Source organism: Paenibacillus agricola, from assembly GCF_011440305.1.
Classification (GTDB): Bacteria; Bacillota; Bacilli; order Paenibacillales; family NBRC-103111; genus Paenibacillus_S; species Paenibacillus_S agricola.
Genome location: NZ_JAAOIW010000012.1, coordinates 184146 through 196407, shown reverse-complemented (window position 1 = coordinate 196407; position 12262 = coordinate 184146). Strand labels below are relative to the sequence as shown.

Sequence of the window (12262 nt, the reverse complement as noted above, 5' to 3'; positions counted from 1 at the left end):
ATCCAGCTGTGGACTTTAAAAGACCATTTATAGTTTTTAAAGAGGCAATGATTACAAGCTTCAGAATATCCCCAATGCCCCCAAGGATTATTTCCGTTTCCTTCAGACCCAGTGTTTTTTCTATGGCCTCTGTGACCGCCTCAGCTAGATCGGCTACCGAAACAATAACATCCTCAAAACTTTCTTTTAGGTCTGTTAGAACACCTTGCTTCTCCAGTTCCTTAAAAAAGTCTTGAACCCAAGTTTTCCCACCTTCGAATAAAAGACGCAGTATCTCAAAGGTATTTTTGAACGCTTTTTCCGTGTTCTCTAAGGCTCCCTTGTCTTCGAGCGCCTTCCAGAAATCTTCGATACTTTTCTTAGCGTCGTCTACGATTTTAGAAACCGATTCGAACGCATCCTTGGCGCTCCTCTTAAACTCCTCGAAAAAGCCAGCGCCATTTAACCCTTCAAACAGATCAAGAAGCTTCTGCCAGAACGGTCCAAATTGGGAATCGCCGCCATCGATGTACGTATAAAAATCATCCAGCAGCAGGATAAGGCCTAGCAAACTGGCGATGAATATGCCTACAGGTCCCGTGGACAAAATTAACCCGAACGCCGTCACAGCGGCACCGATCAACTTAAGATTACGGGGTATCTGGCTGCTTAAATCCCCGAACAACTGCAGGATATCCTTAAGCGCTTTGAAGGCAGCAATACCCATCCTCGCAAACCAGCTCATGACCTGAGCTATGACCTTCGTCCAGGACGGCATCTCTTTGATGATGACGCTGTTGACTTCCTGCAGCGTTTGCTTGATCTGCTTGATCGGGCTTTCCAAATACTTAATGAGGTAGTAGCCGATCCATTGCAGCGAATATGTCGCCTCTAGCTTCAGCTTCGTAAATTCAAAACGTATCGCCCGGATCTCTTTCATCTGGTCAAAAAATTCAGCTGGAGCCTTGAGGTTCCGAGCTTCTTTGTTGAGCTCCTGAAAATTCCGCATCAGCTCCGGCGACAGGTACAAGTCCTGCAGTGTAACGCCCATCGCCTTAAGCGTGTTGCTGTAGGCAGCTGCTGCATCTTTGCTGAGCCACATCTGCCTAGCCAGCTTCTCTGTCTCCAGATCTGCCTGGGCTAGCTTGTCCAGGAAATTCGATATCCCAAGGACTGCCGTTGCGGCAAAGGTGGTCACCGCTAACCCAGCCAGGGCAAACTGGGTCACAGCGCTGCCGGCAAACTTCGCGACGCTCTGTTGAGCACCGCCCATTACCTTCGTAACTTCTTGATAGGAAGCCTTATCGACGCTAAAACCCAAGCTGACCAGGTAGCTTTTAATAACATCCATCATGTTTCATCTCTCCTTTGTGCGGTACCCTTAGGCACGTATTGAAATCTACTCCTTACGGGTCTCACCCTTTCGACCTCGTATCAAATATCGCGAAAGGGTGTACTATGGAAAAGGTTGAGAGACCCTTTTCTGCTGCTACGATGTTGGCGATATACGCCAATTGCCGAATTACGATAAGCTTGAGTTTCTCCGCGTTATTGACCCCCGCCATACAGGGAATATCACCTGACATCACAGTTTCCATAAAATGCGTAACACAAGCCTCAAAAGCACCGTGATCTGCAGCCTCTCGCATCTGGCTCATGAGTTTTTTATCTGCCTGGCTGAGCAGCTTGCTTTTCTTCTTCACGTACTCAACCCTCCTCTCCACTTCTTAACCTGGTTTGTTCTAGTTATAGGTGGTATTTTCCCATGAAACCAGTAGTCACCAGCAATTGAAACCACCGCTAACCCTTACGCCCCAAGGGGTTAAGCAATTTGACACCACGTAACCACCACGTGGAAAATATATACTTATATGAAAATATTAAAATATCATAATTGGTAATTATATGGAAATTAATTTTCACTATTAAGTATATATATTATTTACTGGTTACATAGGTTACATATAATAATGAATAGCTGAAAACCCTTGATCCGCTTGTGTTTTTGGCGTAACCACATCCTTTCTAGTATTCGGTATTCTGTGGTAGGATTAGCCCGATTTTGGTTTCATAAAACGCTAATCCTCACCGAATTCTGCAAATCGATCAGGGATGTCAAACGACCATCCTAATTTACTTAGGTTAAAATTATAAGTACGGGTATTTCCAACACCGGCAATCCTAGGGGATTTTTGTGTTCGCCCCGTATCTGTGTTTAGCCATCCTTTTTCCTTCCAGGCCTTTGTTATAGAATGGGGTTCATACCCATGGGACCTTAGAAAATCGTTCAGATTTGTCGCGATTACGATGGCCTCGTCCTTTTTGAGTTCACCGAGGGTATCCCCTGCGTATGGGGGCATGCCGTTTTTAACAAATTGCTTATTCTTGGAAGCCACCCACCCCATCACTGCGTCTACAGCCTCTGCCGCTTGGTCCAGCTCTGTTGCACCGCGGATGATCTGGAGCCATTCGTTTCGTAATTCACTCGGCGCGTAAAGACTAAGACCGAAGCAAAGGTCGAACATTTCCCCTACGACATCAACGATCGCCATGATTTTGGATATCCGCATAGCGACTTCACCTGCGCCACGCGCGAGCTGCAAGTATTTATCATTGGCTGCTGCAAACTTCTTTTTCCAATTCTTCATGTCCGTCGTTTGCAGGAATCGGATCCACGGCTCCGCTACATGGCCATAATGCTCGCTTACCTGTTTGTTCAACCCATCAATCATCTTAGCTGTCTCCACGTCCGTGGATGCAAATGGTGGTCCCTCCAGTGACAAAATTCGCCCAGCTGCACCACCATCTTTGGAGAAAGAAGTCAGCTTCTGCTCCCCTGTCGATAGCATGACCGTGCACCACCCTACGCCCGCTTGCGACCCTTTCAACGATCCTCGTCCTTTGCTCTGGCCGCTGCAGAACTGATAGATAACACCTGGGACAATCCGAATGTCAGCCTTCTTCGTGTCGTCAATAAATAGCGGCAGATTATTCATTGTGGCAGCATACCGTTCAATGGAAACCCTAGTCAGGTTCCACTGCTTGAAAAATCCGGGCTTCTGCTCATCGGGGCAGCCGAATAGGCTGGCAGCAATCCGCATCGCTGTAGTCTTCCCTCTGGACGTTCCTCCTGCTAGCTCGAATATATACGGGCTCTCACCCCAGCGTTCAAGCAACGGGGCGGATAGGGCAGCATACATCGCCATTTTGACCGCAGCAAACGCCTGAACCTTGTTCAGCACATCAAGGGTCCCTTCCATCGTTCCTTTTGTATGGAAGCCCTTTGCCGTCTGACCGTCCCCGGCATCCCCCGGTTGGAATTGAATCGCACCTTTGCCGATGAATTGTTCCCCCAGCAAAAAACCGCCTTTCGTCCACCCCAGCTGGTTGCTGACCTTCTTTGTTACAAGCGTTTGTTCATTCTCCGTCTCGAATCGGCTCAAATACCCGGCCAGGTTTCGGGCATTACCCGAATGTACCGGGAGCCCATAATCAGATAAGTTGATAATTTTCTTGGAGTCCATGAAGGTGCTTCGAGAATCGGACACGGTCCGGAGCCAGTCATTAATCTTCCACGATACCTCCAGACCATGTGTGTTGTCCGTTAGGTTCACATACCGTGCGGTAATAGCAACCATACAATCACAAATCGGGATATGTTTAATGTCATTCTTCAACTCTCGGACCTCGAATATTTTCCCATCCATAACCTTGAATCCAGAGGGGATCCGGACGTTAGAAATATCAATTTGGTGTTCCCCTTCCGTGGGGGAATCGGTCTCCATCGCATCGGCAAAAGCCTCCTGCATCTCCGCGCTGCTTTCTTCCTGGGAAATCTTCTTTACTTCCGGCAGCTCAGCTGCGTACCGCTTCATTTCTACTTGGCTTGGTTTCTCTTCCAAGTTCGTATTATCAGCCAAACCCTCATCCAAATCGCCGAACATATGCAGCCGAACCAAGTCGAACGCATTGACTTCACGACCGCTACACGGATCACTTTCATGATGGCTAAAAGCAAATGTGTCCTCGTCGTAAACAACAAGCCCACCAAAACTGCTGGATCCTGCATAGGTGTATCGCGTCAAACTTTCGTCCGTGGCATCATACTTGTCAGGCAGAAACGTCGTAATGGCATCACTGATCGAGAAGCACCGGCAGAATAAACCAACAATCCCGCGCTTCGCCCTAGGGTCTTCCATCCTCTTGGACGTATGGCGCTGAATCTTGTCGTCAGCATGCCGTGGCCATTGCAGCGGGTCTCGCCAATCCTTGTACTCACCAAGCAGCTTATCGATATCCAATGGCTCGCCCTCGTAGACTTCAAGCACTGGCTCTGCATCCTTGCTGCAGCTAGGTAGGTACATGAGGCGATGCACATCAAATGTGGTCTTGTCGAAGTAGTCCATGCCGATCTGCTCCGCCAGCTTGCGGCTGATAGCGGCATACTCGTCTGGGCTTAGGTTACGGTTAGGAAGCACGACAAGACGGTATTTAGGCTCATCTGGCCGATAACTATGCGTAGAGTAAATCACGTAAGCAGATCCACCCAAGACGAGTTCAACAGAAAACAGGAAATCATCGTCAGCCCTGTCCACGTCCAACGCGAGCAGGCTGCGGGTGTCAATGGACTCTTTCTTGCGGCGCCCGCCACGGACGAGCCCTCCAACAAAGCAGATGCCATCCTTGATCTTGCCTCTCTTCGCCTTATCCATCTTGTCATACTGTGCCATCGTCTCTGCAGTCCGGCGTACCTTACGTAGGCGATCCACAAACTCGCCCCAGGCTAGATATTCAATTTTCCAGCTGATGTCTGTCCGATGCTTGCCGAATGATATATCAAGTTCTCTGTCTTCCATGCTGCCGCCCGCTTCCCTACTTGCATTTCGCTGATTTGAGATTGGGTCCCGGCATTCGCACAGAACTTTCCCGAAGCAGACGATCCACGTCAAGCTTTTTATTGGTCATATAAGGCAGGGCAGCTTTGGCAAATACTTCTATTCCGCGCGGATCGTGTGAGTCAAAAGCAACCTCTTGCGTCTTTCCCTGGCTGAACGTAGCCCACATTATACCGGCGTGTCCTTCCTGATCAGCTCGATCCATTGCGTGATCAAGCGCGTCATTACGACGTGCATATGCCACTGACCATTCATTTACAATCGTTCCTTGCCAAGATATTAAAGACATTTTCACCGTTTTCATACCATCTCACCCTTCGTTTCAACCATAGCGGAAGATGCTTCGAAAGCCAGCCCGTATTGGTCTTAATGTTTGTGTCAGAATAATCCCAGCTGTTTAGCCACATCTTCCCAATCGCGATCAGCTTCATAATGCGGCCAACGATCATCGATAATCTCGCCAATTTCATCCTGCATTCTTGAAACGTCAATTCCACGCTCCCGGAGCTCGTTAACCGTGTCATTCACGGCTTGTTCCAACCTACGATTCATTTTCGTCTCCCTTCCGCCTCTATCGCTTAATTCGACCTAGCCTGCTTTACCCCGATATGTGATATCCCTTGTTTGTCACCTAAGGCAACCGTGCGCTGTCTCTCCCTTAACAATCTCAAACAGGCTGTCAAAATCCGTTTGAAGTGCATCAACAATCTTTTTTGCTACCGGAGCGGAAGGATTTCTTTGGCCATTGCACACCTGCAGGGCAGTTACTTGCCCGATTCCGGCAACCTGGGCAAAAGATCGCTTCGTCAAACCCTTACGGAAAAGCAACTCATTCAGAGTGTTGACGTTTGTTTTCAGGTACATTGTAGCTCCACCCCCCTTCAACCTTTTTAGTACTCAATGAGTACTATTAAACTCATAATATAGTGAATTATGTCATATGTAAAGGTTTTTTATTTACTTTTGTATTCACTTTGAGTATTATTGTATTTAATAATGAGAGGGCGGGTTTAGTTATGGACGTTAAAGAGTTTGGCAGGAAATTGCGTGAATATAGAAAAGAACGATCACTAAGCACCCATGAACTAGCGGAGAAATCTGGCGTGTCTCAATCATATATATCGCATTTGGAAAGTGGCCGAAAAACGGGGATGCCTTCACCTGAAATTCTAAAAAAGCTTGCCGATCCGCTTGGTGTTGAATACTCTCATTTGATGTATGATGCAGGGCATATCGAGGAAGCCCAGAAAGCGAGACATGAGGAACTCATTAGAGACTTTGGTAACGAGGATTTCTCTAATGACCTTTTTGATTTGAAAGAAAAGATCGAACAGATAGATGCAGTTTATTACAAAGGCCATCCACTCACCAATCAAGATCGGCAGCGCGTTGCGAGAATGCTCGAAGTCTTATTTCCGGAATATCAGTAACAGCCTTTAGGGTATGCTGCATCTGGAGGGATCATCCAAAATCCTAACGCTTGGGAATTCGAAAGGGGCCAACCCATATCCGAATTGAACAACTTTTATCTGGAACTGATTACCTGGTATGCGAGATCTCTACAACCGTCACAATTCGATTAGTAAAAGCTGAGGCTGATCAGGCTACAGCTCCAGTTGGCCAAGAACACGGCGAGAGCCCACCAAATGCTACAGGAAACGCTACGACCTCTCTGGACCATCTTCCAGAAGTCCTTACCGCGCAGAACATTGCCGATTACCTCCAAATCAACGTCCGCAGGATATATGACCAATTCCAGCTTAAAGAAGCGGCTGGTGGCATCCCACACTACACGGTAGGTAAGCAAAAGCGGGTCGATAAGGCCGACTTCATCAAGTGGAAAGAATCCAGTAAGCAAGCGAAAGCAGACCGCACGTATTGATCTTTTGTACTCGGCAACCTTAGCCTTTCTTATCAGCCTCAGATGCATCTATGCATCTTGGATGCATCCATGGTAAAAAAGATGCATCCTGGATACATCCTTAAAACTGCTTGGACGACACAGTTAACCCTTCCGTCAGCCTCTGTTTTAAACCTGGAATGTTCGAGTTATTTGGAGTACTTCATTCATTCTCTTTTGGAGTACACTAGCTGTTCGCAACCTAAGGGTTTATAAGGGTTGTAGCATCGATAACCTTACGAATATTCACCTTTTGTGTGCACACCTTTCTCTTTTGTGTGCACACTTTTCCGGAATTGAGTTGGTTTTGTAAAATTAATGCAGTACAACGTTGTACTGCTATAACTCAATAAGCTTCGTTTATTGGGGGTTCTGTTCAGTTTATTCTTGGTTGTTCACGGTCTTTCCAGGTAAAAATATCATTGAAAGTCCCGTTACCATTTCTGCTTTCACTTCAGGTTTTTTCAATCGCTCCACTGCACACATAGACGCATAACCAGGATGCAATCTGATTGTTGTACAACCGACCTGTTGTGCTTTCAGGTTGTCTGAAAACCCGCTTCCAGATTTCCTTTCCGTTGCACCGGGCTCGCGTTGCCGTTGCATTGCATCCCAACAACCGAAAATCAGACAAAATAAAAAGAGCCGAAGGAGTAAGCTTCCCTCGTGCTCTGTGAATCGATAAGTATGTTATAATGTCATCGGGTTTAAGGCTTGTCCGCTTTCGCTATTAGTAGTAGCGGGAGCGGGTTTTATTTCGTGATAGGCACCACAAATGCTGCAGCTTACCAGCATAGTGTGTTCAGATGTTTCAAAACTATAAGTTCCTGCCACATTGACCGGCTTGCCGCAATGAGCATTATTTTGGCTGATCGCTTCGGCCAGCTGCCGCTTGAATCCTTCGAGGGCGATTGCCTTAATCCGCTCGATCTCATCCGGTGTTTCATCCTCAAAATCGTTGTATGCTTCGAGTTGCTGCAGCATAAGCCGGAAAGATGCGGTAGCATACCCTTGTCGAACATTGTCGATTAAATACGCCGGGACCTCTTCGCTTAGAAAATTAAGCTGTGCTGTTGTCATATTCGCTCTCCGCCCCTTTACGTTTAAAGTGATCGGATTCCTTACCCCAGTAAATCAAGTCCAATGAAACACCACCATATAATCGAGACAGCTGGACTGCTGTACGCCGCGGCACACGCCCGGCATCCGTTTCATACCGGTTCATCGTACCCTCGGCTATACCGCAAGCCTGCGCTGCCTCCAGCGCTGTATAACCGCATGAAATCCTTGTAGCTCGTAAAGTAATTTGGAATGGATTAGTCACCATGATCGAAATCTACCTCCACGTTAGAATTTAGTGATCTTGCTGTATTTAAGCCTCGTTGTAAACCAAATTGCGTATGAGTTCAGTTTCAGAGTCTTTAATCGATTTCCTTCTGAATAACTCCCAACTGCCTATAGAATTCCTTCAAGCATGAATCCACATCGAGCGCATCTTCGTAGAAGAATTTGCTTAACACATCCTCGGCTAGATCCCGGCAATGGTTACCGTCTTTATCAAGTTCCGGAATACCGTTAAGCTGGAATATTTTATCTCGGAAACCCTCGTCTACTAATGAAAAAGCGCCATCATGTGCTGCTTGTAGCTCTTCAAGTTCTATCCGCAGCTTACTGATCTGTTTGTCTAGGAGATCGCTTTTTTGATTCATAGCCTTACACGACTGCAGTAAGAAACGCGTTAACCCATAAACCACGTCATCCTTCAATGGATCTCAACCCCTCTCTGCTTGTCCAACTTGGTAGCGATCATGGTCAGTAGATACCAAGATCCTCGGATCCTCAGGTAGGCTCTACCACGAAATACCATTCCGCTTTTAAACATATCTCGTCACCTCCGATTTTTCGACATATGGCTACATGAATCTTTCACTTTCTACTTCAAATGTACACTAATTAGTTTCTTTTGTCAACAATTATAGTAAACCAATTAGTTTCTTATATTTATTTTTGTAGACATAAGAAACATATATGTGTACAATTGGACTGTAGAAAGGTTGTGGAATAATGCCGTTAACAATAGCTGAAAAAATAAAAGTCATTTTAGGGAGACGAGACATGACTATTGCTGATCTAGCAAACAAACTAGGTCAATCTCGCCAAAACTTAACGAATAAACTATCGAGGGATAAATTTACCGAGAAAGAAGCTGTCGAGATAGCATCTGTCTTGGGATGTGATTTTGAAGCCGTGTTTACACTACGTGACACAGGAGAGAAGCTTTAAACCTTACTTGAAATCTCCACAATACAAATAAGCCGCCGACCCTAAATAGGATTGGCGGTTTTCTTATGTAGTAAATATCTATTTTACGTCTGCCTGTTCACGGATGTAGTTTGCAAATTGTTCGCTTGTTCCACGATTATGGCGACCATCATATGTGGAGCTGTCTGCATTATACGGCAATACTTACCAAAGATTACGAACGAGCCCTCGAACTCTCTAATAACTATGCGAGCTTGTAGTATTGTTTTTATGAAAATTAAAACCTAATAAGCAATAAATATGCTGCCCCACCTCTTAATAGATGGCCACCTTCCGCTCTGCCAATAGCCGAACCACCATATGAACTGTCATAAACAACACCGTCATTTTCTACTCTTCCAATAGCCGAACCACCATATGAACTGTCATAAACAACACCGTTGCGTTCTACTCTGCCGATAGCCGAACCGCCATATGAACTGTTATAAACAACACCGTCATTTTCTACTCTTCCAATAGCCGAACCACCGTATGAACTGTTGTAAACAACACCATCATTTTCTATCCTGCCGACAGACGAACCACCATATGAACTGTTGTAAATAGTTGACATTGTTTCCATACCTCCTAAAATGAAAATAATACTAAGTATAAACCAATATAATACAAATATATATATATACTCGCTTGCCTGTTATCAATTCCACAACTCATTTCCTAACTCAGTTCCCCCAAGCAATGGCCTAAGCGGGTCCCGCATCCATATCTACATCTCTATCTTCCCTTACCATAGTCACGACCCACCCGCTATAGCGTCGGCTAGAGTAGCAATTATAGTATTTGTATGGGTAAAACTTCGGCAACACATGATCCCGGATGTACTCCTGCGCTTCGTGTAGCGGCGTGTCAGACGGTAGAGATTCAACAGGTACAGAAATGTAGTGCTGCCCCCGTTCGTGTCGCTGCTGGACGTATTCGAAGCGAGGCGGCTTACCCTGGGCTTCCCTTTTCCATCTGCCTACACTTTCCTGAAGGTTTCTCACCTGCAGCTCCAGCTGGCTATTCCGTTCCTGCAGAAACTCCGGATCCGACATCGATATTTTCCTCCTTATCTTCCGCCAAATAAATCCGGGTGATATCTTCCCTGGAGTGTCCGATCAGCATGGCCACCTTCAGCCGGGCAGCTGCAGGCTTGAATCCTTCATTAGTGAATTCCCGATACCGCTCAAATGCATACAGGTGTCGGAGACCGTGAGCTGTCATCTTCACACCATCCGGACGGGCGCCGGGATCCGCAACACCGTCACGGTAATTGCTGATAAACGCCTGGATCGACTGAATTACCTCATGGGCTTTCTTTCCGTCCGGAACAAAAAGCTTTGTATCAGAGTTACCGGGAGCCGTGGCCAGGATTGCTCTAAGCAGCTGCGGCATATCAGCCCTTAGCGGGACGTCGCGTTTGAGACCGTTCTTACCCTTCACGTGCAGCTTTCCTGACCGTAGCGCCGCTATAGCATCTCCACAGGAGAGGCGAATTCCTTCGTGGATCCGTAGTCCCAGACCCGATCCAAGTTGGATGATATGCGAAACGTCATAGCGACCATAGCGGATAGCGAGCTCGACCATCCGATTCACTTCTGCCCACGTCCAGCGCCGATTCACCCCTCCATACTTGCGCGGATCCAGCGTGATTCCGTATTTCTTGCATAACATCGAGTTATCTGGAATGCTATAGCGTGTCGCTTTCGGATCAAACTGATCATGGAAATATCGGATAGCACATAGATCCAGATCAATCGTAGAAGCCGCTTTGCCGTCTGCTTGCCTCTCTTCCAGGTAATCAGCTATATGTCTCCCAGAGATGTTCGCAAGATTCTGGCTGCCATACCCATCAGCCAAGAAGCGAATGAACTGGTCTGCATGGCTGTAATACTGCCGCTGTGTCTTAATACTCAAACCGCCCTTCGTGTGGCGTGCCAATCTGTTAAGTTGCTGCATGAGATTGATGTAGCCTCCTTTGTTCATGATATCGTCGTTTGCGTAAGCAAATCTCCGCAGCTCCTCGTCTGTTTTGATCCAGCCTCTGCCTGCCATGATTCTGCAGCTCCTTTTTCCAATTCAAATTTATCTATGTAGACATACCTCGCCCATTGGCAACAGAGACCGTTTTTACACTTGAGGCCGCAAATCCGTAGATTTCCCAAGCAAATTCAAGATCGTCTATATGTAATGTATAAGGCATGGAGTTGTACGTTAAGCAATAGTTTCACACATGCACGGAGATCCCGTGTGGCTCCAAAGAGCCGGTGCGATGCGTCACCCGCGCCAGCTTGAGCTGGTGGTCTGTGACCGGTCAACGCTATGATGGATATTGAATCCTCGCCTTTCTTCCCCTGGCTTGGATCGACACGGTCCTTCTTCCATTGACCGCACCTGCGCATGTGTAATCACTGCCTGACCTCCCCTATCAGCCGGGAGCAGCTAGTCGCACATAATGTGCCTGGTGTTTCTGCGGTGATGTGATAATCAGGAGCTCACCAACTCCTTCGAGCCTGTCATGGATGCAAAGCGCATCATATGTCAACGTCCATTGAGATTTCATATGCAGTGTGGACGGATCCACCGCATAGCTCCTTACTTACTGCCACAAACTATCAGGAAACGCAAAAATGACAACTCAGCTTTTAACCGACTCGTCATTTTCATCCCATATGAAGTTAATTGGCCATTTTAAAGAACCAACTGGGGTTCCCTACACCTCTTGCTTGCGAATCAAGCAAATATTAAAAGCCCTATAAAGGGGCAGACTCCTCCTGGGATATCGTACCACTCAATAGAGCTTCTCTCTTACATAAAGGCACAGTTAAGGCCACCGTCATCAAACTTTATATCACACCTCAAACGAGGGGATTAACATATTTATCACAGCAGTTAAGCTGCGCATCCTTCTCCGTCGAGTCAATTAATTGCACGACAAAGAAAATTAATCATTAGAATTTGTCCAGACCTCGATCCGGAATTAGAATGCTGCCCAGTCGCGTGACAGGCAGTAAGAAGAGGAACAAAGAATATATCAAGGTATACCAATAATTTACACGATTCTGTAAAATAGGACAAGAAATATTTTATATTCAAGAATTATCCGCTTTTAGTCGGTGATACAGCGTCAATCAAATGCTTCATTTATTTATTATAACCTTTCACTCAAAAAATAATTGCTGACATT

General features: G+C 46.4%; 16 protein-coding genes. 3 read left to right on the top strand and 13 right to left on the bottom strand.

Annotated elements, in window-relative coordinates:
• The 6 genes from G9U52_RS27530 to G9U52_RS27505 form a co-directional block, all read right to left on the bottom strand.
• A partial coding sequence (locus G9U52_RS27530) for a hypothetical protein (protein WP_166153870.1) occupies nt 1-1333 on the bottom strand: 1333 nt, incomplete at its 3' end.
• Nucleotides 1334-1394: 61 nt separating this feature from the next.
• Entirely contained in the window at nt 1395-1682 is a 288-nt protein-coding gene (locus tag G9U52_RS27525) for a hypothetical protein (RefSeq protein ID WP_166153869.1), read from the bottom strand.
• 375 nt (nt 1683-2057) lie between these two features.
• Nucleotides 2058-4835, bottom strand: coding sequence for a DUF927 domain-containing protein (locus G9U52_RS27520; protein WP_166153868.1), 2778 nt, complete (start codon nt 4833-4835; stop codon nt 2058-2060).
• Between the two features lie 16 nt (nt 4836-4851).
• Nucleotides 4852-5178 (bottom strand): hypothetical protein, encoded by a 327-nt coding sequence (locus G9U52_RS27515; RefSeq protein WP_166153867.1) that lies wholly within the window; start codon nt 5176-5178, stop codon nt 4852-4854.
• A gap of 74 nt (nt 5179-5252) precedes the next feature.
• Nucleotides 5253-5426: a hypothetical protein gene (locus G9U52_RS27510; RefSeq protein WP_166153866.1), complete on the bottom strand. Its 174-nt coding sequence runs from the start codon at nt 5424-5426 to the stop codon at nt 5253-5255.
• Between the two features lie 75 nt (nt 5427-5501).
• A complete protein-coding gene (locus tag G9U52_RS27505) occupies nt 5502-5738 on the bottom strand; it encodes a helix-turn-helix transcriptional regulator (RefSeq protein ID WP_166153865.1) in 237 nt (78 codons plus the stop codon).
• A gap of 152 nt (nt 5739-5890) precedes the next feature.
• Here G9U52_RS27505 and G9U52_RS27500 point away from each other — a divergent pair, with 152 nt between their 5' ends.
• Both G9U52_RS27500 and G9U52_RS39420 read left to right on the top strand, forming a co-directional pair.
• Nucleotides 5891-6304, top strand: a complete 414-nt coding sequence (locus G9U52_RS27500) for a helix-turn-helix domain-containing protein (protein ID WP_166153864.1) — start codon at nt 5891-5893, stop codon at nt 6302-6304.
• A gap of 50 nt (nt 6305-6354) precedes the next feature.
• A complete protein-coding gene (locus tag G9U52_RS39420; protein WP_207953236.1) occupies nt 6355-6756 on the top strand; it encodes a helix-turn-helix domain-containing protein in 402 nt (133 codons plus the stop codon).
• Nucleotides 6757-7155: 399 nt separating this feature from the next.
• On the opposite strand, the gene G9U52_RS27490 is transcribed toward G9U52_RS39420, so the two are convergent.
• From G9U52_RS27490 to G9U52_RS27475, 4 genes are all read right to left on the bottom strand, one after another.
• Nucleotides 7156-7380, bottom strand: a complete 225-nt coding sequence (locus G9U52_RS27490; RefSeq protein WP_166153863.1) for a hypothetical protein — start codon at nt 7378-7380, stop codon at nt 7156-7158.
• 84 nt (nt 7381-7464) lie between these two features.
• Entirely contained in the window at nt 7465-7854 is a 390-nt protein-coding gene (locus G9U52_RS27485) for a hypothetical protein (RefSeq protein ID WP_166153862.1), read from the bottom strand.
• A complete protein-coding gene (locus G9U52_RS27480; protein WP_166153861.1) occupies nt 7835-8101 on the bottom strand; it encodes a helix-turn-helix transcriptional regulator in 267 nt (88 codons plus the stop codon). Before G9U52_RS27480 ends, G9U52_RS27485 begins: the two co-directional genes overlap by 20 nt.
• Before the next feature lie 94 nt (nt 8102-8195).
• Nucleotides 8196-8483 carry a hypothetical protein gene (locus tag G9U52_RS27475; RefSeq protein WP_207953235.1) on the bottom strand — a complete coding sequence of 96 codons (288 nt, stop codon included), beginning with the start codon at nt 8481-8483 and terminating at the stop codon, nt 8196-8198.
• A gap of 355 nt (nt 8484-8838) precedes the next feature.
• On the opposite strand from G9U52_RS27475, the gene G9U52_RS27470 reads away from it, so the two are divergent.
• On the top strand, nt 8839-9057 hold the full coding sequence (locus G9U52_RS27470; RefSeq protein WP_166153859.1) for a helix-turn-helix transcriptional regulator: 219 nt from the start codon (nt 8839-8841) through the stop codon (nt 9055-9057).
• A 256-nt stretch (nt 9058-9313) separates the two neighbouring features.
• On the opposite strand, the gene G9U52_RS27465 is transcribed toward G9U52_RS27470, so the two are convergent.
• From G9U52_RS27465 to G9U52_RS27455, 3 genes are all read right to left on the bottom strand, one after another.
• Nucleotides 9314-9649, bottom strand: a complete 336-nt coding sequence (locus G9U52_RS27465) for a 5-fold beta-flower protein (protein WP_166153858.1) — start codon at nt 9647-9649, stop codon at nt 9314-9316.
• A 130-nt stretch (nt 9650-9779) separates the two neighbouring features.
• Nucleotides 9780-10130, bottom strand: coding sequence for a hypothetical protein (locus G9U52_RS27460; RefSeq protein WP_166153857.1), 351 nt, complete (start codon nt 10128-10130; stop codon nt 9780-9782).
• On the bottom strand, nt 10096-11130 hold the full coding sequence (locus G9U52_RS27455; RefSeq protein WP_166153856.1) for a tyrosine-type recombinase/integrase: 1035 nt from the start codon (nt 11128-11130) through the stop codon (nt 10096-10098). Before G9U52_RS27455 ends, G9U52_RS27460 begins: the two co-directional genes overlap by 35 nt.
• Nucleotides 11131-12262: the final 1132 nt, after the last annotated feature.